Raw genomic sequence first — 21,043 nt, forward strand, 5'->3', positions numbered from 1 at the left:
CGACTGCCGGGCAGCTCGGTGACATCCCTCGTCGGATGCGAAAATCCATTCGGTCAGGTCAGTGCTTGATCTGGTACCGGCTCAGGAACCTGGCGGTTGCGAAGCGCAAGATCCGGTCGAAGCACAGGCCAAGCAGGCCGAGCACGATGATGCCGGCAAAAACCCAGTCCGTGCGCCCGAAATTGCGCGCGTTCCAGATCAACGCCCCCAGCCCCTCCTGGGCCGCGACAATCTCGGCGGAAACGATCGTCAGGAACGAATTGCCCATCGCAATCCGTGCGCCCGTCACCATGAAGGGAACTGTCGACGGCACCACCACGGTCATCAGCGTCTGCCAGCGATTGGCGCCCAGCGCGGACGCAGCCTGAAGCCGCAGTTCCAGGGTCGCCTTGGCGCCCGCTATCGTGTTCAGCGTCACGATGAAGACCGTCGTATAGAAAATGAGAGCGATCTTCGAGATTTCTCCCGGCCCCAGCCAGATCACGGCGAGCGTGACGAAGGCGATCGGCGGGATGAAGCGGAAAAACTCGATATACGGATCGAAGATGCGGCGCACGATCGGCAGCATCCCCATGAATATGCCAAGCGGTATGCCGATGACGACGCCCGCGACCCATCCCGCCAGAATACGGAAAGCCGATGCCACGACCGAGGTCTGCAGCGTTCCGTCACCGGCCAGTTCCATCAGGGCTCGCGCCGTATCGGAGGGCGAAGGCAGGAAAAGCGGCGAAATGCCAAGACTGGCAAGCTGCCACAACAGGATACCGGCCAGAACCGACAAGGCTCCGGGCAGATAGGATGAAGACAGGCTTTTTACGGACTGGATCATGGTCAAGTATCCCGTCTTGCCGGCAAAGTCCGTCGAGGCGCTTTCTGTGGTGCTCATGCTACGTTCTCCGAGATCAGTCCCTGTGCCCTGAGCGTCCGTCCGACCTCCGCCGAAATGTCTTCGCGAAGGGCCTTTTCGATTTCCAGCGCTCTTGGCGATGCCAGGTCGCGGGGGTGCTCCATATCGACGCGTACGATGTTCTTGATGGTCGCGCGCGGCCCCGCGGTCATCGTCACGACGCGATCCGCCAGAAGCACGGCTTCGGAAATGTCGTGCGTGACGAAAACGATGGTCGTGCCGGTCGCCCGCCAGATACGGGCGACCTCGCGCTGCAGGATTTCCCGCGTCTGGGCGTCCAGAGCGCCGAACGGCTCATCCATCAGGATGACGGAGGGCTCGTTCGCCAGGACCCGGGCGATCTGCGCTCTCTGGCGCATCCCGCCCGATAACTGGCTGGGAAGTTTGTCTGCTGCATGGGAAAGGCCGACCATGGCGAGGTATTCAAGGGCGGCAGCCTGCCTTTCCCGGGCGGGGACCTTGCGGATGCGCGCGCCGTATTCGACGTTCTCGCGGACGGTAAGCCAGGGAAACAATGCTTCCGAGCTTTGGAACACGATGCCACGATCGACGCCCGGCCCTTTCACCTGGTGCCCGCCGGCCGTGACGACGCCAGTCGCGGGCACGAAGCCCGCGATGACGTTGAGCAGGGTGGATTTGCCGCAGCCGCTCGGTCCCAGAAGACAGACGAACTCTCCCTTCGCAATGTCGAGATTCGCCCCCGCCACCACGCAATGGCTGTCGAAGGTAATTGCGACGTTCTTGAGCGTTATGCCCACACCCTTTGCCATGTCACTTCACCTGACCTTTCTGCATCGCGGTGCGGAAGTCGACCTTGGTCGCCGAGATCTTCTGGGAGACCATGAAGTCGACGATCTTGTCGAAGCTGGCATAGTCCCGCTCCGTGAACGGGCGGACATCCCATTTCGTCGTCTTCAGAAAGCCGACTGTGTCGGAAGCAGGAAGCTTGGTGATCGCCTGGAATTCCTGCGCGGCCTTGTCGGGTTCCGCGGTGATCTGCGCGTTGACCTCGGTCAGCGCCGCGACCACCGACTTCGCGGTCCCCATGTTCTTGTCGAGCCAGGCGCCGGATGCCGTCAGCCACATGGTGTAGGCATAACCGACGTCGCCACTGGTCAGCAGCGCCTTGCCGCCCTGCCGGATACCGATGCTCGGCCATGGCTCCCATGCGAAATACCCGTCGATATCGCCACGGGCCAGAAGAGCCGGCAGTTCCGGCGGCCCCGCGGGCACGATCTTCACCGTGGAGGGATCAACGCCGAACTTGCTCATCGCCAGGCTGGCGGAATATTCGCTGACGCTGCCTTTGACGACACCGAAAGTCTTGATCTGCTTGACATCGGCGATATCCGGCTTGGTCACGAGCTTGATATAGCTGCCGGATTCTTCATAGATCACAGTCGGGCGCAGGTCGGCGCCGCGGGCCATGCGGATCATGGTCGTCTGCTCGGCGGCGCCGGAGAGCTGGGCCTGGCCGGCGACGACGGCATCGACCGCTTCGCCGCCATTGGAAAATTTCAGGAACTGCACGTCAAGGCCGTGCTTCTTGAAGATGCCCCGCTCAAGCGCAAGGTAGAAGGGAGTATAGGCCGCGTCGGTTCCCACTCCGATTACCAAATTCTCCGCTTTCGCAGAGCCCATGGCAAAACAGGCCACGGCCAGAGCCGCCATCAAGCTTCTCAACTTCATTGTAGACCTCACCTTTTTAAAACCGTTTCAAGATCCAGCGCCACGACGCAGGCAGAACCTGCGGGTTTCGATCTCTCGGATATTTCGTCCCCAGCGATGTCTTCGCACCGCTTTTCTATTGGACAGAAGCCTATGCACGATGCCCGGCCCTGTCAAATTTTAAGTTTAAAATTACTCTATGGTTCGATGTCGTTCATATCCTTCCCTGCAGGAGTGCCTGAATTTCCCCGTGCGTCATTCCGCAGCCTCGCGCCAGCATCAGGACAATGCGAATTTTTGTCGGTGAGAGGTCTCCGCCTCCCAGTATTCCGGCATCCACGTTATAGGGCTGGACAGGCACTGTCCCGCGCAGCGCGCGGGAACTCTGGACGACCGTTACCCCTTTTTGCACCGCGCGGATCAAGGCGGCCCGCTCCGCCGGCGTGGACCGGCCGGGTGCAAAGCCCACGCTGACGATGCCCTTGGCGCCGGCCTCGACGAACGCATCGATCGCTGTGCCGTCAGCCCCGCTGTAGGAATAAGCGATGTCGACGCGGGGAAGCGCCGAAGGGGCGACCGTCAGCGATTGAAACAGCACGGCGGTTCCCGCCCCCCTGCGGCGTAGCGAGAGCGACCCATCGGCCTCGATGCGACCCAGTGGGCCGAACTCCGGTGCTTCAAACGCATCGAGCGCGTGATTTGCAGTCTTCGTGACATCCCTTGCATCGAACAGTTGGCCGTTCATCACCACGTAGACGCCGCCGGGCGCCGCCGCAGCGGCTGAAACCGCCTGCCTCAAGTTGGCGACGGCATCGCTCGATGCGGTATTCGGCGGCCGCTGCGCGCCGGATACGACAATCGGAATGCCCCCCGGCGCCGTCAGCTTGAGGAAGAACGCGGTCTCCTCCAGTGTCGCCGTCCCGTGGGTGACCACGATCCCGTCGCATTTGCCGGTCGCCGCGATCTCCCTGATTGCCTCCAGGAGATCGAACCAATCCGTTGCCGTCATCCCGGTTCCCGGCAGCATCCGGAAAGGAAAAAGATCGATCCCGATATCCGCGAGCCCCAGATCCATTCCGGCGACGACGCGATCCACCGGATTGATGATTCCGCTGTCGCCATAATCGATCCAGTCGAAGGCATGAGCGCCCTGCATGGCGATCGTGCCCCCGGCGCCGATGATGGTGATGCGGCGCGTCATAGCTTCACCTTGACGCGATTGCCCTCGACCAGAACGGCATAGGACCTGACCGGCTTCTCGGCCGGATCGCCTTGCGCACTGCCGTCCCGGTAGTCGAACAGACCGCCGTGAAGAGGACATTCGAGCACGCATTCCTCCGTGTCGCAGTATCCTTCGGAAAGATAGGCCACGCCATGGGTGCACAGGTCGTCGACGACGAAGAAATTCTGTCCGTCGTTGACGGCGCATAGCCGCTTCGGGCCGATGAGGAAGGCCTTGGCCTCCCCTTCCCCCACCTCGTCGATGCCACAGAGATCGGTCCAGATATTGAGCTCGATGGCGTTCATTGCGTCACCTTCAACTTCGGCTGGCCGGCATGCGTATCGCTCATCGCGCCGGTGAGATCCCGGACCCTTTCGACCCCATGCCGGCGGCAATAGCCCTCGATCCAGCCGACGGCTTCCGGCATCGCTCCCGGATGCACGAAATTGACGGTGCCCATCTGCACGGCGGTCGCACCCGCCAGCATGTATTCCACGGCGTCCTCGCCGTTGGTGATGCCGCCGCAGCCGATGATCGGGATATCCACCGCCTGCGCACATTGATGCACCATGCGCAGCAGGATGGGCTTCACCGCGCTGCCGGTCAGGCCGCCGATGACATTGCCGAGCCGCGGCCGCATGCGTTCCGCATCGACTGCCATGCCCAGAATCGCATTGCCGGTGACGATCGCGTCGGCACCCGCCTGCTCGGCGGCCTTTGCGAAGGCGGCGATGTCGCCGACATTCGGCGTCAACTTCGCCCAGACCGGCTTGTCCGTCGCCCGCTTCATGGCGGCGATCACTCCCGCCGTCGCCTCGATGTCCATTCCGAAGGCGCGGCCGTGGGCGCGAAGGTTGGGGCAGGAGATGTTGGCTTCGATCGCAGCGATCGAAGGCGCCGAGATGTAGGCCGCCAGTGTGCCGAAATCCTCGACGGTGTCGGCGGAAACGCTTGCGACGACCGGAGCCTTGTAACGGCCGTAGAAGGGAAGCGTATTGTTGAGGAAGTAATCGGGACCCTTGCTCGGAATACCGATGGAGAACAGCGTCGCATCATTGAACTCGGCGACCCTCGGCGTCAGCGTACCCTGCCGGATATCCGGCGTGATGGTCTTGAGGACGATCGCGCCGAGCCCGTCGAGATCGATGATGTCGGCAAGTCCCTCGGCCATCGTGCCAGACCCGGGCATGATCGGGTTGGCGAGCTTCAGCGAGCCGATCGAAACGGAAAGATCTACCATCCCAGAGCCTCCGATATGGGGAAAACCGGACCGTCCCAGCAGACGCGCCGGTACTGTTCCTTGCCATTGGCATCCATCGTCGGGACGACGCAGGCGTAACACATGCCCGTGCCGCATCCCATGAACGCCTCGAGCGCGGTCTCTCCGGGAATGTTCCATTCCGCGCAGAGCGACCGCACGAGCTGGAACAGGCGGTTCGATCCGCAGGTCGCGGCGAAATCGAAGGGTAACTGAGCATGCAGGTCGCAGAGCAACGCTTCCAGCGTCTCGGGCTGGCTAGTGCCTTCCTCGTCCGTCACTTCGATCACGCGCGCCCCGGCGTTTTCGAGTTCCTGACGCGACATCAGGAGATCCCTGCGCCTGGCGCTGAGCACGGCGGTCACGGCCGCTTCGGATTTCGTTGCGAGCCGCGCCAGCGGAGCGAGTGTGGCAAGCCCGACGCCACGGCCGACCATCAGGACATTCCGCACTCCCGACGGGAGGGAGAACCCCTGCCCGAGCGGCCCCATCGCATCGATCGTGTCATCCGGCCGGAGACTTGAAAGGGCTCGCGTGCCCTTGCCCGTCACCTTGTAGAGAAAGCCGATCCGGCCGGCTTCCGGGTCCACCCTGTAGATGCTCATCGGCCGGCGCAGGAACGGCTTCTCGCCACCCACCGAGGGACAGAGGAGATGGAAGAACTGCCCTGCCCGCGCCGAGAGAGCCACGTCGTCGGCCTCTGCGATGAGCAGCCGGTATTCCTCATTGACGGCCTCGTTGGAGACGATCCGGCACTTGTTTTCGGCAACGCTGAAGCCCGCCCCCTTGGGAAGGCACGATTGGATGTTCATGAAAGGACCTCGCCAGCGGGTATGAGGCAACGTAGTTCCGTGGGCAATTCGGCCAGGCAGATCGCATGCAGGCTCTCGAAAGCCATCTGCGCGATCCGCCAGCCCTCGCCGGTCCGACGGCAGTGCTGGGAAACGGCGCCGGTCAGCAGGAGAACCTTGCCGTCCTGCTCCCGGATGCCGATTTCGAGCAGGCGCCACCGGACTTGCGCGCCGTCGCCCGCAATGTCCATCGACGGCGCGCCATAGTGATGCGCGGTGAACAACCAAGGGCTGGTTTCGAAGAAACCAGCGATCGCCGCGCGGCCCTGCAGGTCTCCGCCAAAGCCGCCGCCCGACCAGCGGCCGTCGACCGTAAAACATTCCGCCTGGTCGCGCGCGGCGGCGGCAACCGCCTCCGGCGGCTGTTTCTGTCCCAGCGCCGTGTATTTGCGATCGGCAGCCGCAGCGTAGCGCTGCATCAATGCGTCCATGTCGGCGCGCGCCTCGAGCTTTTCGATGCGCGCCTCAAGCTCCTCGATCGTCATCGCGTGCGCACCCGGTACACCAGCGCCTCGCCCTCGATATCCCAGCGGCGCGGCAGGCCCGCGGCGATCAGCAGGCCGGAACCGGCCGGCAGCTGGAAGCTCTCGTCACCGCAATCGATGCGCGCGGTGCCTTCCAGAACGGCGACGACTTCCTCCGGTCCGGCGGGCTCCCGGCTTTCCCCGGCCATGCGCACCATGTCGACGATCAGATCACGGCCTTCCGTATGGAACGGCTGTCGAGCGAAACCCGTCTGGGAGACCTGGCAACCATCAGGCATCGGCGTTCTCCTTGTTGTCTACCGGATAGAACACCTTCGCAGAGCCCTTGGCGCCATATTCTGCCCGTGGTGGGGTCACCACGTTGAGCCGCAGGCAAGAGCCTTCGCCATCGAACCGGTTGACCCCGGAATGCGCCTGCTCGGCAGGCATAATCATCACGGTCCCCTCCTCCATCTCGACACTGGCATCGGGCTCGGTCACGCTCCAGCCAAGATTGACCGTGCAGCCGCCCCGCAACTGCAGCGAGGCCTCCTCGCCATGGGTGTGCGCCTTGGCGGGAACGGACGGGCCGTTCGGCAGCCTGAAATTGACGGCGCCGACGCTCATGGTCTCGCCGACCACGGACCCCATGTAGAGGCCGCCTGGAACGACTTCACTCAGGTTCTCGACAAACGAGAACATCTGGCACTTGGACATGGGACCCTCTCAGATTGCCGGCCGCAGCTTGTGCTTCTCGTCAGGAACGAAGAGGCGGGTATCGTAACCGTCCACGACCTCCACTTCCGGGTCGTAGGATTCGATGGCAGGCGCCACCTCGGCCAACGACAGCAGCATGTAGAAAAGGTTCAGCGTCTGCGGGTCGTAGCTGCCGTCCTCCACCCTGTGGGCGTCGATCCATTCGCAGATCTTCTCGACATGCGGCAGCATCGCATCCGCAAAGGCGCTGATCGGCTCGAAACCAAGGCTCACGCGGCGCAGGTTCCGTTCGGTCTCCGTCCGCAAGCACCAGTCGGACCAGATTTCGAGATGGCTGAATTCACTGGGAAGCTTCGACATCGCAATCACTCCGCCGCCTGCAGTTGACCGTCACGGCGCAACCCTTCCTCGATGAGGCGGTCGATGACCACCGCCTGATGGCGCACCATCAGTTCGAAATCCTGGATGACCATTTCCTGCTTGGCGCCCGTCTCCGCAGCCCGCTGCGTCGATTCCAGCGTCGATAGATCCTCAAGCAGGACGTCCCGAAGCGCGGTCTTCATGTATTCCTGATAGAAGCGCCCTCCGGAAGTCGCCATTTCCGGGTAATAAACCCGCGCCTCGAACAGCGTCTTGTTGTGGGCGACCGGTCGAAAATTATACGCTTGGAAATAGTTCGGCCGACAGGAGAGGTAAAAGTCGGGGAAGACGACATTGATATCGAAGGCCCAGGTCGAGTGCTTCGTCCAGTTCAGCTTCTCCGGCAGCTTCATGTCGCTGAAATCCAGCTTCGTCCCGCCCTGTGCGACCTTCAGCGCCTTGGCTGCGATCTTGTGGCCGACCTGATTGTGGCCCACGTCGCGATCGGCCGCAGCCGTCGCGGCCTGCGGGTTTCCGTAGACGGTATCCGGATCGCCGGCGATCGACAGGCGCCGGTGATGCGTGCCGCAGATGCCGTCGATCGGATGCAGGTTTCCATCCTCGTCCTTGAGCAGCGCATAAGCGATCGAGCGCCCATGGACATAGCCGACATGGTAGGTCTCCTGGAAGGCATCGAGCGCCACCTTCCAGTTGCAGCCGACCACGGCATTCCAGGAATAACAGGCAGTGAATTTCTCGAAGGGATAATCCTCGAAGCCGGCATACATCGGCTCCATGAAATCCTTGAGCGAAACCGATGGATTGGGGTCGAGATTGATGAAGATGAAACCGTTCCAGGTATCGACCGAAACCGGCGTCAACCCATAGCACTTCTTGTCGAAATTGATGAAGGATTTCTCATCCGGCACGCCGCTGAGGCTGCCGTCGAGATCGTAGGCCCAGCCGTGAAACTTGCAGAAGAACTTCCGCGTATTGCCCGCAGGCTCGTAGGCGACGCGGTTCAGGCGATGGGAACAGACATTGTGGTAGGCGCGCACCTGCCTGGAGCGATCCCGGGCAATGATGATCGAGGAATCCAGCACGGGCAGTTCCCGCACCACGTAGTCCCCTACCCTGGCTATCTCCTCGACGCGTCCGACATGCAACCAGGTCCGCTTAAAAAGATATTTCTTTTCAAGATCATAATAGGCCGGATCGATGTAGGGCGCGACAGGCAGATTGCCATTCCCGAGTTCCGGATAGCGGTCATGTAGTCGAACGGGATCTGTCATCGCTTGGCCTCCAAATTTACGTATACGGTATTCGTAGAATTGAGAAATGACAAGCCCAGATATTCATCCATCTCAACAATTGATGAATTGGCAGGCAATACATCGATCGGAGAGATGGTGCGGCAACCGGGAGAGTGACTTTTTGCCCCGTCTGTCGTAGAGCAATGGAAGGTTGACTTCAGTACGTATTCGGTACGCAGCAATGCGCGCCCGCGCTGCCGGCTTGATGCCCAGGAAGAAAAATGGAAAACTCTATCGTTCGCGTCGCCGACCTGCGACAGCAGGTATATACGACCCTCAAGGAGCGGATCACATCCGGCGCCTTCCCTCTCGACACCAAGTTCCAGGAAATCAACCTCGCCCAGGACCTCGGGGTTTCGAGGACGCCTGTCCGGGAAGCGCTGGCGATGCTCGTCCGGGACGGCCTGCTCGTCCAGGCCGCCAAGGGCTTCCGCTTCCCCGATTTCACCTATGACGAGATCGTCGACGTCATTGAGATCCGCCTTCGCCTGGAGCCTTACGCGGTCGAACGAATGATCGTCGAAAACGACGGGCAGTCCATGAAGCAACTGGGGGCCAGGGTGAAGGCGACGCTCGTCGGCAGTGCCGATTCGTCGGCCTATATCGAAGTGCATCGCAGGGTTCGCCAGGACATCTACAGCCACGTCCGCAATCGCCAGCTCGTTGCAGCCATCAACCGCTATGAAGATTCGGTGCATTTCATGCGCATCCGGACCCTGAGTTACGACCCGTGGCGGCGCATTTCCTACGAAGGGATGCTGAAGCTCGCCGACGCGATCGAGGCATGCGAGCCGGACATGGCCCGCAGCCTGATGGAACAGCAACTCATCAACGCCCGGAAGGCCTATCAGCATTACTGGAAGGAATCCCTGGGCTTCGAGACCGCGACAAACCAGTCGATATAAGATTGACATCCGTCAACGTATACGGAATACGTAATCTCATAGCTTTATGGAGCGAAGTTATGGGTGGACAAGACACGGTTTTGATCGTGGGGGGCGGACAGGCCGGCGGCCAGCTCGCCCGCCAGCTGCTGCAGGAGAGTTTTAGCGGACGCGTCATTCTGGCGAGCGACGAGGAGTATCTGCCTTATGAGCGCCCGCCGCTTTCCAAAGCGGTGCTGAAAGGCTCGGCCGCCGAGGACAGCCTGTTCCTGTGTCCCGCGGAAGAATGGGCGCACACGCGGATCGAGATCGTCGCGTCGGACCCCGTCGTGGAAATCGACACAGGAGGGAAAGCAGCGCGCTTTGCATCCGGGCGCATCGCCCGCTACGACACGCTGGTCATGGCGACAGGCGGCGGCCCTCGCATTCCGGACATTCCCGGAGCGGAATTCGCAAAGGTCCTCCGGAACCTCGAGCACAGCCGCGTCCTGAGGGCGGAGCTGGGTCGCACCGCGCATATCGCCATCATCGGCGGCGGGGTTATCGGCATGGAGGTCGCGGCGACCGCCGCGGCACTGGGCCGGCAGGTGACGGTCATCGAGGCCGGCGCGCGCGTGATGGGCCGGATTCTGCCGCCCGCCGCTTCCGCCTGGCTTGAAGACCTGCACCGTTCGCACGGTGCGACGATCATGACGAACGCCGCGGTAACCCGCATCGGGCCACGGGACACCGGTGGTTTTTCCGTGCAACTGGGGGACGGCTTCGCCGTGGAGGCCGACATCATCCTCATGGCCGTGGGGATGACCCCCAATACCGCACTGCTGCCGAAGGACACGATCGGCCACGCCTCGGGAATCGTCACGGATGAATACGGCCGCGTCTGCGGATACGATGGCGTATACGCAGTCGGGGACGTGGCGGAGAGCATGAACCCGCTCTACGGCCGGCATATGCGGCTGGAAACCTGGCGCAACGCCGACAGGCAGGCCAAAGCCGTCGCCAGGACCATCTGCGGCATCGAGACCGTTCATTGCGAGGTGCCGTGGATGTGGAGCGATCAACATGAACGCAACATCCAGGTCGTGGGCCTCTGGCAAGCCGGCGCGGACGTGGTCGTCCGGGGCGCGTGCGGCGAGCCGGGCTCCAGCCTCTACTGGCTCGAAGACGGGGTCGTCACCGGCGGAGTGCTGATCGACAACGGCCGTGATCGCCGCTTTCTGGAAAAGATGGTCGAAACGGCGGCCCGCCCCTCACCTGAAGCATTGGCAGATCCCGCCATCGCTCTGAAATCTCTCGTCTGAGGAAGGAGTTCCCGATGCCGTTCTGCCATTTTGTCTACGTCCAGTCGGACGATCCGCAATTCGAGCTCGCGCCGGAGAAGATTGAGGCGGCCCGCGCAATCGTGCAAGGCTTGCCGAACCTCCGCCGCGGGCTATTCTTCCTGCCCGCCAGGGCTCGCGACTATTATACGGACGACGGTCCGTCACCGCGGCTGGCCCTGCAATTGTACTACGACACGCTCGAAGCACTCGAGCACACCATATCCGCGCAGGGTCCCCTCCGGAAGCTGGCCGACCCGGCGTTGTTGGGCGACGTTCCGGGACTGCGGGTCACGCACCAGGCCATGTATGCCCGCCCCTACGACGTATTGGACGATGTCCACCGGCCGGACGGGACGGAGAAGCCCTGCAGTTATCTGGTTCACTACCCGGGCACCGCCGAAGACTTCAACGCCTGGCTGGACTACTATCTCGACCACCACCCGCAGATCATGAAGACGTTTCCACGCATCCGCGAGATCGAAATCTACACGCGGGTCGGATGGCGCGACCGGATGCGGTGGGAACGCGTCGACTACATGCAGCGCAACCGCCTGATCTTCGACAGCGCAGCTGCTTTGGAGGCCGCCCTCAACTCGGGTGTGCGTCATGACATGCGGGCTGATTTCGAGAAATTTCCGCCCTTTACCGGAAGCAACATCCATTTTCCGATGCTGACGGAAGAACTGGTCGGCAATCCCGAACGGTGGCGGTCATGAGCCTGGGGTTCGGATATCGGGCACGGATCGGCCAGCTGTACCCGTCGGGCGGGATCTGTGATTTCGAAATGCAGCGCATGGCCCCGGAAGGCGTGCAGTTCCTCACCACGCGCATGTCCTTTCGTGACACAAGCAAGCAGTCGGACATCGATCTGGTCGCCAATCTCGAACGCGACGCACAATTGCTCGCGGATGCCAAAGTGGACCTGATCGCCTTCAATTGCACCGCGGCCAGCCTGATCGCCGGGCCGAAGAACGTATGTTCGCGCATCGAGAAGGCAACCGGCATCCGCGCTACCACGACGATCGAGGCGGTGGAAGCGGCATTGCGGACCCTTTCGGCCCGCAAGATCGCGCTGTTCACCGCCTACCGGGAAGACGTTGTCGAGGCGGAAAAGGCCTATCTCGCCAACGAGGGATTCGAGGTGGTCGCCGAAGGGCATATCGAGTGCCTGGAGCCGATCGCGCAAGGGTCACTGCTGCCGGAGGCCTGGCTGGATCTCGCGAAAGCGACCGATACCCGCCAGTGCGACGCGCTGCTGTTCAGTTGCGCCGGCATCTACATTTCGCCGGTCATTGCGGAGATCGAGACGGTAACGGGCAAACCGGTGGTGACGAGCAACAGCGCACTGCTCTGGCATGTCCTGAACGAACTCGGCCTGCCTCAAGATGGCGTGCGATACGGGAAGCTGTTCGGCATCGGCCGCTCCAAGCCTTGATCCGCATGTCCAGGGCTGCCGATCGACAGGCCCCGGACACATAGCAGGTGCCTATCTCAGAAGGGTGTAGCCGGCTTTTTCGCGATCCCAGGTCGTGTCGGCCACACCCCTTTCGATCAGTTTGAACTTCTGGACCTTGCCGTTTTCGGTAAGCGGCAGTTCATCGACGAAATCGACGAACCGCGGCACGGAAAAATACGTCATCCGCGGCTGGCAGAAATCGAGAAGGTCGGCGGCGCCCAGCACCGCTCCCTTCTTCAGCACGATCGACGCCATGACCTCGTCTTCCGCAAGCTCCGACCTGACGGGAAAGACCGCGGCATTCTCGACGTCCGGGTGGGAAATCAGGACCTGCTCCACCTCGAAGGAGGAAATGTTCTCGCCCCTGCGCCGGATGGCGTCCTTCATGCGGTCGAGAAACTGGACGTAACCGTCGGCATCCCTGATGACGCGGTCACCCGTATGGAACCAGAGGTTCCGCCAGGCCTCGACGGTCTTTTCCGCCATGCCCAGATAACCGGTGGCGATCGAAAACGGCTCCGACGCCCGGACGACCAGCTCTCCCGCCGTCCCGTCCGGCACCTGATTGTCGTATTCGTCGAATACGGCGATTTCAAAACCCGGTCGCGCCCTTCCCATCGCCCCAAGCCGCTGTTCGTGCCGCAGCGCGCCGACGACGAAATTGGTCTCCGTCGACCCGTAGCCGTCGAGCAGCGACACGCCGAAACGTTCTGTGAAAGGCGCGTGAAAATGCGGCGGGACGCCGGGAGCCAGCGCGATACGAGCTCCATGCCGCCTATCCGTATCGGAAGCATCCCTGGAAAGAAGGATCGGAACCATCGCGCCCAGCAGGTAGGTGATGGTCGCGCCATGCGCCGCAAGGCTCGTCCAGAAGCGGGAGGCGGAGAAACGCGTCTCGACCACCAGCGACGCCCCCGTCAGGAGAGCCTGGAAAAATGTGTTCAGCGCGTTGGTGTGGAACAGGGGCAGGCAGGTCATCAGCACGTCATCCTCGGTAACGCCGAGCAATGCCGCCGTATGAACGCCCCACCAGAAATACTGCGCATGCGGACAGCAGACCCCCTTCGACACGCCCGTCGTACCGGATGTGTAGAGAACCGCCACCGTATCGGACGGAAGGCTCGGATGAGCCTCCATCTCGGCATCCAGATCGGGTATCGGGCCATGCGGCCATCCGAGACCGGCGTCTGCCGGCACATCCCCGACCGTCCAGATGCGCTCGAGCGAAAGGCTCTCCTGCGGCAGCCGCTGAAAGACAGCCAGATGCGTGCTCTCCACGACGGCGAGTTTCGCCCCGCTGTTCTTCAGGATATGTTCGAGCTGGGCGCCGCGCGAGGCGGTGTTGATGGGCACGGCAATGGCGCCGCACCATGCGCAGCCCAGCAGGATCTGAAGACATTCAAGCCGGTTGCCGCACATGACAGCGACCGTTTCGCCGGGCTTGACGCCTGCGGCGCGCAACGCAAATCCGGCGCGTGCCGCCAGTCGTTTCGTTGCCTCGAAGCTCAGAGTTGCTCCACCCACGGTGACCAGCGACCGGCAGCCGAAACGTTCCGCCTGACGGATCATCATCTGAGGAAATGTACGCGTCGAGGGAGGAAACGCCTCCTTCAGGCTGAAGACATCGGCCTGCCGCGACAATGCGATCTGATCTGCGCTCATCGTTCCCCTTTGTTTTTTAATCCGTTGCACCTGCGCGGGCGGTTCTCATCCCGCCTGCCGATTGATCCCGAACCAGCGCGAAGAATCGTCGGCAGTCCGGATACGCAAATTCCAATACAGCGATTTTAGCTGTGATTTATTGCATATCAAGACCGACGGGCTTTCGGAAGCTCCAGGGTGCAGGAAATAACGTGCCCCTGCGGCAAGCGGCACAAGCCTGTCCGAACGCGTGCCCATGGGCCCTCGCAGGACACCCTGGAAGAAAGGTGGCGATGGCGCGTACCTTGTCCGCTTGCCGTGAGGCGGCGTTTCGCCGCCTGCTTCACCCGCGCAATCCGGTTGCAGCGAACCAAAGGCCTGACCGGTATTTAATTCCGGCCTCTCACTTCAACTTACGGGCCACTTTCTGCGCCAGGGTGGAGAAATTCCTGACGTGAATGCTCTGCTCGTCGATCCGGTGATTGACCGAGATTCCGGTCGTGGCCTGAAGACGCGCGATCTCGTGATAGCGAACGCCATTGCGCTGAACCGCGCCGACCGAAGCGGGCACCAGGGCAAATCCCTCCCCCACCACGACCAGGGCGATCGCGGTCTGAATGTCCATGGTGAATACGCGTCGGCGCAATTCGACCCCCAGGCTCTCGCAGGCCTTGATGACCACGTCGGCAAACGAGGGTCGCGGATATTCGGGATACAGGATGAAATTGACATCCGGCATCGACCGCAGCTCCACCGGGCCTGGCGGCAAGGTCGTCGTATCCGGCGCCGCCAGAACGAGGGGTTCCGTGACCAGATTGCGCGAGAATATCTCGTTGTCCTCCAGTGCAGGACGGGCGATGGCTATATCGATCTCGCGCCGGATGAGCGACCGATGCAGCAGCGCGTTGTTCATCGGGACCAGCGACAGATTGACCTCCGGATAGGCGGCCCGGAAGGACTTGAGGATGGTTGGCAAGATGCCATAGGTGGCCGAGCTGACGAACCCGATGCGAAGCCTGCCCTCCGCCCCCTGGCCTATGCGCTGCACTTCACGTTTGATATCGTCGAATTCCGCAAGCAGGGACGAGCCGCGTTCGTAGAATCTTTCGCCGGCCTGGGTGAGAGCGATTCCGCTGCGCCCCCTGATGAACAGCAGCGCTCCGAGATCGGTTTCGATCTGCTTGATCTGCCGCGACAAGGGCGGCTGCGCCATGCCGAGCCTTTCGGCGGCGCGTCCGAAATGCAGTTCCTCCGCCAACGCGATGAAATATTCCAACTGCTTGAGATTCATGCTTCCGATCCTTGCCCGCGGCGACAGGTGTCCTCCCATCGAAGAAGAGACAGTACCAGCCAGAGCTCGCACAGGCACGGCTCCTTCGGTTATTGGCGATCCCGCCTATCCCCTGCAAAAACAGGCAGCCAATCCAGTTTCGACCCGCACCAGATTTCGCCTCTGGGCTGGATATCGTTGCGCTGGCGTATGACTCCAACCCTTATTCCGAAGGTCCTGTTCGTGCCGGAGGGCGATGTCGCATAGATCGGCGAGCCGCAATTGCCGCAGAAGGCCTGAAGGCGGGGAGCGCCGCTGCTGCCGGTCTTCGTATAATAGCTCGGCGAACCCGAGACCAGATGGAAAGCGTCTTCCGGGCCTGGCGCAGTCACCCGAAAGGCTGAACCGGTCAAGGCCTGGCAATCCGTGCAATGACAGATGTGAACACCATCGGGGTCGATCCGGGCCGTGAAAGTGATCGCACCGCAATGACAGGCGCCATCGACATCCATCAGCTCCGCTTTCTGCCCTTCATCCGTCATGTCGATCCCCTCCGCCAACTCTGCAGCTCGGCGCGCTGCAAATGAGACAAGATGCGTATACCGTATCCAAAGAAAATTGAAAACATGGCCAAGGCTGGAATTCGCCTTGAACCTCGAAAGCGGATCACGTACCCGATTCCATGCTTCGATACGTCTCACAACGGAGGATGTCGGCGCCCCCTCTCCAACGCATATGGCTTCCGATAGACAGTTCATGAAGCGATTTGCCAGCGTCGCAGCCATCGCCGCGGTGGCCGGGCATGTGCATTGGGTTGCGGTCATAGGATTCGCCCCTCCATCTTCCCCGGAGCCAATCAGAAAAATCGGGACGAATATTTCCAACTAGAGAAAATTTCTTGCATGGGAAATAAAACTGCCTATAGCGTGGGCACGCAGAAAATCTGCCCTTCCAATATGCGATCTGGATCTCACGGAGCCCCTGCATGCGTCTCGTACCCACTCTGTTATCCCTGGTTGCCGCGCTTGCAGCGGGTACCAATGTCGTCATCGCCGAGGAGAAAACCCTTGTCGTTTCCGAATGGGGATATACGCCCGAACAATCGAACGAGTTTCTCTACAAGCCTTTCGAAGCCATCTGCGGCTGTAAGGTCGTGATCGACACCGGCAACAATGCCGACAGGCTGAACAAGATGCGGGTGCGTGGCGGCATCGACGTCATGTTCATCACCGACGCCTTCACCCAGCAAGGCATCGACGCCGGCGTCTTCGCCAAGATCGACCGCTCCAAGGTGCCGAACCTTGAGGAAGTCTACGACATCGCCAGGGCGCCCCAGGGCGAAGACTACGGCCCGGCCTATGTGGCCGGCCATTACGGCATCATGTACGACGCCTCCAAGGTCAAGGAGCCGATCACCTCGTGGAAGGATCTCTGGCGGCCGGAGTTCAAGGGGTTTGTCGCCATTCCGGGCTTCAACACCACGACCGGCCCGCTGACCGCCGTTATCGCCGGCGAACGCGCCGGCGTCGACGCCTTCAAGGACCCGGACGGCGCCTTCAAGAGCCTCGGCGAACTCAAGGACAACGTCCGCAAGACCTACAATACCGGCTCGGAACTGGTGAACCTCTTTTCGACCGGCGAAGTCATCGTCGCGGCGGTTCAGGACTTTGCCGCTCCGGCAATCCACAAGGCCGTGCCGAATGCCAAATGGGCGCCTCTTTCGGAAGGCGATTACGCCATCTTCAACACGCTCAACATCGGCAAGCGCGCCAACAATCCGGAGCTCGCCCACCAGTTCATCAACTACAAGCTCAGCAGGGAAGTGCAGGAGAAATTCGTGGCCGTCGGCGACAGCCCGGTCAACAGGAACGTCGTGCTGAAGCCGGAACAGGTCGGCGAGATGGCCTACGGCGCCGATGCGATCTCCAAGCTGCGCAAGCCGGATTTCAAGGCCATTCTTGCCCGCAAGGCCGACTGGGAACGTCGTTGGAACGATGTTTTCGGCAAGTAGGCCGAAGACGGAAGCGGGAGATCTCACCCCATGAACATCCAGCCCGGCCGGGTTCTCCCCTATCTTCTGGTGCTGCCGGGGACGCTCATCGTCCTCGGCCTCCTCGTCCTGCCGGTGACAGGCACGTTTGCCGGCACGATAGGGCCGCAGGACGATCGCCTCGCCCTCTTCCGCCAGTTCTTCGCCTACGACTACAATGTGACCGTGATCGTGCGCTCCGTGCGGATCGCGCTCGTCACCTCCGTCATATCGCTGGTCTTCGGCTATGTGGCCGCAAGCAGGATAGCGCAGACCACCGGCCTGCGGCGGCAGATCCTGCTGGTCTGCGCGGTCTTTCCGCTCCTGACCGGCGCCATCGTCCGCAGCTTCGCCTGGATGGTCATCCTCGGTCGAAACGGCATGCTGAACTCCGCCCTCCTCGCATCGGGCCTCGTCGATCAGCCGCTGCCGCTGCTCTTCACCGAAACGTCGCTGATCCTCGGCCTCGTCTATCTCTTCACCCCGCTTGCGATCCTCTCGCTGATCGGCGTGATCGAGGCGATCGACCGGAGCGTCGTCGACGCGGCGATCTCGCTCGGCGCCACGCCCTCCGGCGTCTTCTACCAGGTGACCCTGCCGCTCATCGCGCCGGGATTGCTCGTCGGCGGCGTGCTGGTCTTCACGGGCAGTCTCGCAGCCTTCGCGACCGGCCGCCTCCTCGGCGGCGAGGCGGAGACCATCCTGCCGACGCTCCTCAACGAAAAAGCGATGGTGAGTTTCGACTGGGATTCCGCAAGCGTGATCGCGGTCGTCATGGTGGCCATCACCTTCGCCGTCGTGCTCCTCGGCCAGTATGCCGCCCGTCGCCTCAACCCTTCGGCAGGATGACCCGGCCATGACCGCACGATCGTCGCTCTTCGTCCGCCTCATGGCGAACCTCGTTTTCTTCTTCCTGCTTGCACCGCTCGTCATCATCTTCGGCGCGTCGCTGACGACAGGCACCTTCCTCGCCTTCCCGCCGCAAGGCGTGTCGCTGCGCTGGTTCGCCTTCGTGCTCGAGAACGGGAGCTTCATCGAAAGCTTCAAGACGAGCCTCGTCGTCGCGACGCTCGGCACGGGCCTCGCCATGCTGGTCGGCATTCCCGTCGCCTATGCGCTGGTGCGCTACCGCTCGGCCATTCCCGGCTGGTTCGGCTCGATCTTCTTCCTGCCCGTGCTGGTGCCGGAGATCGTCTTCGGTTTCTCCCTGCTGAAAAGCGTGATCGTGACGCTGGAACTGCCGGTGATGACGGCGCTCCTGATCAGCCACACGATCATCGCCATCCCCTATGCGGTGCGTGTCGTGGGGGCGAGTCTCGCAAGCTTCGATTTCAGCGCCGAGGAGGCCGCGATCTCGCTCGGCTGCCCGCCGCTCAAGACCTTCTTCGTCGTCGTGCTTCCCAATATCCGTTCGGGCATCGTCGCAGCCTTCATCCTCGCCTTCATCACCTCCATGAACGACGTGTCCGTCTCGCTCTTCCTCACCGGGCCGGGCATCAGCACGCTTCCCATCAACCTCTTCACCTATGTCGAGCAGCATTTCGATCCGTCGGTCGCGGCGGTCTCGGTGCTCCTGATGCTGTTGACGGCGATCGTCATCGTGATCGTCGAACGCACGCTCGGCCTGTCGAAAGTCATGAAATAGACCGATGACCAGCCCCACCCTCTCGCTCGTCGGCGTCTCCGCCCACTATGGCCCGATCCGCATCCTCGACGACCTGAACCTGACGGTCAAAAGCGGTGAACTGATCTCTCTTCTCGGCGCTTCGGGCTGCGGCAAGACGACGACGCTCCGGCTGATCGCCGGCTTCCTGAAACCCTCGACCGGTTCGATCCGGCTTGGGCAAACGGAGCTGACGAACCTTCCGCCGCACCGCCGCGACATTGGCCTCGTCTTTCAGAACTATGCGCTCCTGCCGCACCTGAGCGTCATCGACAATGTCGGTTTCGGCCTCAAGCAGCGCGGCATCGCTCCCGCGGAGCGGCGCAAACGTTCGCTCGAAATGCTGGATATCGTCGGCATGAGCCACCTCGCCGACCGGCTGCCGGCCGCGCTCTCCGGCGGGCAGAAGCAGCGCGTGGCCCTTGCCCGGGCGCTCGTCATCGACCCGCCGCTGATGATGTTCGATGAACCGCTCTCCAATCTCGACGCCAAGCTGCGCGTCGATATGCGGGTCCAGATCCGCCGTTTGCAGATGGCCGGGAAACGGACGGCCGTCTATGTGACCCACGACCAGGAGGAGGCGTTCTCCATCTCCGACCAGGTGGCGATCATGGATGCCGGACGGATCGTCCAGCTCGACACGCCCGAAACGCTCTATCGCCGTCCGGCCAACGCCTTCGTCGCGCGTTTCGTCGGCTTCGAGAACATCCTGCCCTTCCGTGTCGCCGACCGCTTGGCCGACGGCAGGGTCCTGATCGAATTCGATGGCAGCAGCAAGGTCGTGATTTCGGCCGCGGACTACGGCAATATCCCGGATCGGGGCCTCATCGCGGCACGGCCCGAGGGCCTGACGCCGGGCGCCGCCGGCAGCGGCGTCGCAACCACCATCGGCCTTCGCACCTTCCTCGGACGCAGCTACCAGTATCATTGCGAAAGTCCGGCCGGCACGCTCGTCGCATTGGGAGCGATCGAGGCTCCGTTTGAGGCAGGCGCGGCCGTTCACCTTTCCATCAATCCGCTTTACAGCACCGTTCTGCCTCATGAAGAACTGGGCAAGAAGAAGGACCCTTGACCGATGAGCCGCTTCATCAACCTCGCCTGCGCCCAGATGGGACCGATCGCCCGTGACGACGACCGTTCGACCGTCGTCAGGCGCCAGATCGAACTCCTTCGCGAGGCAAAGTCGCGCGGGGCTGAATTCGTCGTCTTCCCCGAACTCGCGTTTACCACCTTCTTTCCCCGCTGGGTGCTGGACGACCCGGCTGAGATCGACAGTTTCTTCGAGCCCGAAATGCCGGGGCCGGAAACACGGCCGCTTTTCGAGGCCGCAAGCGATCTCGGCATCGGCTTCTACATCGGCTATGCGGAGCTCGCGCAGGAGGACGGCCGCACGCGCCGCTTCAACACGGCGATCATCGTCGACGCCAGGGGCCGGATCGTCGGCAAATACCGCAAGGTGCACCTCCCGGGACATGCCGGGCCGGTCGAGGGCCGCACCTCCCAGCATCTGGAAAAGCGCTATTTCGAGCCCGGCAATCTAGGCTTTCCCGTCTGGCGCACGATGGGCGGGGTCGTCGGCATGTGCATCTGCAACGATCGCCGCTGGCCGGAGACTTATCGCGTCATGGCGCTGCAGGGCGCCGAACTCGTCTGCGTCGGTTACAACACCCCCGACGACCATACCGGCGTCTTTGACTTCGACCAGCTGACCGGTTTTCATCACCAGCTTTCCCTGCAGGCCGGAGCCTATCAGAACGCCACATGGATCGCCGCCGCCGCCAAGGCCGGTTGCGAGGAAGGATCGAACATGATCGGGCTGTCGATGATCGTCGCACCCTCCGGCCAGATCGTCGCCATGGCCTCCACCACCGGAGACGAGCTTATCAGCGCCAAATGCGATTTCGACATGGGCACGCTCTACAAGCGCACTATTTTCGATTTCGCCCGCCATCGCGAACCGTCACAATACGGACTGATCGTCGAGCGCAAGGGACCGGTCGTCGAGGTGTGAAGGAGAA

At 62.1% G+C, this 21,043-nt stretch carries 24 protein-coding genes; 9 read left to right on the forward strand and 15 right to left on the reverse strand.

Annotation, left to right across the window (positions count from 1 at the left end):
• Positions 1–58 precede the first annotated feature (58 nt).
• The 12 genes from ACFFP0_RS03845 to ACFFP0_RS03900 form a co-directional block, all read right to left on the reverse strand.
• Positions 59–886, reverse strand: coding sequence for an ABC transporter permease (locus tag ACFFP0_RS03845; protein ID WP_377256481.1), 828 nt, complete (start codon positions 884–886; stop codon positions 59–61).
• On the reverse strand, positions 883–1,677 hold the full coding sequence (locus ACFFP0_RS03850) for an ABC transporter ATP-binding protein (protein ID WP_377256484.1): 795 nt from the start codon (positions 1,675–1,677) through the stop codon (positions 883–885). The genes ACFFP0_RS03845 and ACFFP0_RS03850 overlap by 4 nt, the downstream gene beginning before the upstream one ends.
• Before the next feature lies 1 nt (position 1,678).
• Entirely contained in the window at positions 1,679–2,596 is a 918-nt protein-coding gene (locus ACFFP0_RS03855; RefSeq protein WP_377256486.1) for an ABC transporter substrate-binding protein, read from the reverse strand.
• A gap of 193 nt (positions 2,597–2,789) precedes the next feature.
• Positions 2,790–3,776, reverse strand: coding sequence for an asparaginase (locus tag ACFFP0_RS03860; protein ID WP_377256489.1), 987 nt, complete (start codon positions 3,774–3,776; stop codon positions 2,790–2,792).
• On the reverse strand, positions 3,773–4,102 hold the full coding sequence (locus ACFFP0_RS03865) for a non-heme iron oxygenase ferredoxin subunit (protein ID WP_377256492.1): 330 nt from the start codon (positions 4,100–4,102) through the stop codon (positions 3,773–3,775). Before ACFFP0_RS03865 ends, ACFFP0_RS03860 begins: the two co-directional genes overlap by 4 nt.
• On the reverse strand, positions 4,099–5,037 hold the full coding sequence (locus tag ACFFP0_RS03870) for a dihydroorotate dehydrogenase (protein WP_377256495.1): 939 nt from the start codon (positions 5,035–5,037) through the stop codon (positions 4,099–4,101). The genes ACFFP0_RS03865 and ACFFP0_RS03870 overlap by 4 nt, the downstream gene beginning before the upstream one ends.
• Complete coding sequence (locus ACFFP0_RS03875; RefSeq protein ID WP_377256498.1) at positions 5,031–5,867, reverse strand: dihydroorotate dehydrogenase electron transfer subunit; 837 nt, start codon at positions 5,865–5,867, stop codon at positions 5,031–5,033. Before ACFFP0_RS03875 ends, ACFFP0_RS03870 begins: the two co-directional genes overlap by 7 nt.
• Positions 5,864–6,391, reverse strand: a complete 528-nt coding sequence (locus ACFFP0_RS03880) for a nuclear transport factor 2 family protein (RefSeq protein ID WP_377256501.1) — start codon at positions 6,389–6,391, stop codon at positions 5,864–5,866. The genes ACFFP0_RS03875 and ACFFP0_RS03880 overlap by 4 nt, the downstream gene beginning before the upstream one ends.
• The gene (locus ACFFP0_RS03885; protein ID WP_377256504.1) at positions 6,388–6,669 is read right to left on the reverse strand and encodes a cupin domain-containing protein; all 282 of its coding nucleotides are present in this window, start codon (positions 6,667–6,669) and stop codon (positions 6,388–6,390) included. The genes ACFFP0_RS03880 and ACFFP0_RS03885 overlap by 4 nt, the downstream gene beginning before the upstream one ends.
• Positions 6,662–7,087 carry a cupin domain-containing protein gene (locus ACFFP0_RS03890; protein WP_377256507.1) on the reverse strand — a complete coding sequence of 142 codons (426 nt, stop codon included), beginning with the start codon at positions 7,085–7,087 and terminating at the stop codon, positions 6,662–6,664. Before ACFFP0_RS03890 ends, ACFFP0_RS03885 begins: the two co-directional genes overlap by 8 nt.
• A gap of 9 nt (positions 7,088–7,096) precedes the next feature.
• Positions 7,097–7,447, reverse strand: coding sequence for a hypothetical protein (locus tag ACFFP0_RS03895; protein ID WP_377256510.1), 351 nt, complete (start codon positions 7,445–7,447; stop codon positions 7,097–7,099).
• 5 nt (positions 7,448–7,452) lie between these two features.
• Positions 7,453–8,739: an aromatic ring-hydroxylating oxygenase subunit alpha gene (locus ACFFP0_RS03900; RefSeq protein WP_377256513.1), complete on the reverse strand. Its 1,287-nt coding sequence runs from the start codon at positions 8,737–8,739 to the stop codon at positions 7,453–7,455.
• Positions 8,740–8,981: 242 nt separating this feature from the next.
• Here ACFFP0_RS03900 and ACFFP0_RS03905 point away from each other — a divergent pair, with 242 nt between their 5' ends.
• The 4 genes from ACFFP0_RS03905 to ACFFP0_RS03920 are packed head-to-tail and all read left to right on the forward strand — an operon-like array spanning position 8,982 to position 12,401.
• Positions 8,982–9,665, forward strand: coding sequence for a GntR family transcriptional regulator (locus ACFFP0_RS03905; protein WP_377256516.1), 684 nt, complete (start codon positions 8,982–8,984; stop codon positions 9,663–9,665).
• 59 nt (positions 9,666–9,724) lie between these two features.
• Positions 9,725–10,945 carry an NAD(P)/FAD-dependent oxidoreductase gene (locus ACFFP0_RS03910; protein ID WP_377256518.1) on the forward strand — a complete coding sequence of 407 codons (1,221 nt, stop codon included), beginning with the start codon at positions 9,725–9,727 and terminating at the stop codon, positions 10,943–10,945.
• Positions 10,946–10,959: 14 nt separating this feature from the next.
• Positions 10,960–11,682, forward strand: coding sequence for a hypothetical protein (locus tag ACFFP0_RS03915; protein ID WP_377256521.1), 723 nt, complete (start codon positions 10,960–10,962; stop codon positions 11,680–11,682).
• Positions 11,679–12,401 carry a maleate cis-trans isomerase family protein gene (locus ACFFP0_RS03920; protein WP_377256524.1) on the forward strand — a complete coding sequence of 241 codons (723 nt, stop codon included), beginning with the start codon at positions 11,679–11,681 and terminating at the stop codon, positions 12,399–12,401. The genes ACFFP0_RS03915 and ACFFP0_RS03920 overlap by 4 nt, the downstream gene beginning before the upstream one ends.
• 51 nt (positions 12,402–12,452) lie before the next feature.
• Here ACFFP0_RS03920 and ACFFP0_RS03925 read toward each other — a convergent pair whose 3' ends face one another.
• The 3 genes from ACFFP0_RS03925 to ACFFP0_RS03935 all read right to left on the reverse strand — a co-directional run bounded on the left by ACFFP0_RS03925 (position 12,453) and on the right by ACFFP0_RS03935 (position 16,157).
• Positions 12,453–14,084: an ATP-dependent acyl-CoA ligase gene (locus ACFFP0_RS03925; protein WP_377256527.1), complete on the reverse strand. Its 1,632-nt coding sequence runs from the start codon at positions 14,082–14,084 to the stop codon at positions 12,453–12,455.
• A 382-nt stretch (positions 14,085–14,466) separates the two neighbouring features.
• On the reverse strand, positions 14,467–15,354 hold the full coding sequence (locus tag ACFFP0_RS03930) for a LysR family transcriptional regulator (RefSeq protein ID WP_377256530.1): 888 nt from the start codon (positions 15,352–15,354) through the stop codon (positions 14,467–14,469).
• An 89-nt stretch (positions 15,355–15,443) separates the two neighbouring features.
• Positions 15,444–16,157, reverse strand: coding sequence for a GFA family protein (locus ACFFP0_RS03935; RefSeq protein WP_377256533.1), 714 nt, complete (start codon positions 16,155–16,157; stop codon positions 15,444–15,446).
• A 161-nt stretch (positions 16,158–16,318) separates the two neighbouring features.
• On the opposite strand from ACFFP0_RS03935, the gene ACFFP0_RS03940 reads away from it, so the two are divergent.
• From ACFFP0_RS03940 to ACFFP0_RS03960, 5 genes are read left to right on the forward strand one after another with little or no spacing between them, the layout of a single operon-like run.
• A complete protein-coding gene (locus ACFFP0_RS03940) occupies positions 16,319–17,344 on the forward strand; it encodes an ABC transporter substrate-binding protein (RefSeq protein ID WP_377256535.1) in 1,026 nt (341 codons plus the stop codon).
• Between the two features lie 30 nt (positions 17,345–17,374).
• Complete coding sequence (locus tag ACFFP0_RS03945; protein ID WP_377256538.1) at positions 17,375–18,211, forward strand: ABC transporter permease; 837 nt, start codon at positions 17,375–17,377, stop codon at positions 18,209–18,211.
• Positions 18,212–18,218: 7 nt separating this feature from the next.
• A complete protein-coding gene (locus ACFFP0_RS03950; protein WP_377256541.1) occupies positions 18,219–19,007 on the forward strand; it encodes an ABC transporter permease in 789 nt (262 codons plus the stop codon).
• A gap of 4 nt (positions 19,008–19,011) precedes the next feature.
• On the forward strand, positions 19,012–20,097 hold the full coding sequence (locus ACFFP0_RS03955) for an ABC transporter ATP-binding protein (protein WP_377256544.1): 1,086 nt from the start codon (positions 19,012–19,014) through the stop codon (positions 20,095–20,097).
• Between the two features lie 3 nt (positions 20,098–20,100).
• Positions 20,101–21,036: an N-carbamoyl-D-amino-acid hydrolase gene (locus ACFFP0_RS03960; RefSeq protein WP_377256547.1), complete on the forward strand. Its 936-nt coding sequence runs from the start codon at positions 20,101–20,103 to the stop codon at positions 21,034–21,036.
• The last annotated feature ends 7 nt before the right edge of the window (positions 21,037–21,043 follow it).

Source organism: Neorhizobium puerariae, assembly GCF_042429745.1.
GTDB lineage: Bacteria > Pseudomonadota > Alphaproteobacteria > Rhizobiales > Rhizobiaceae > Neorhizobium > Neorhizobium puerariae.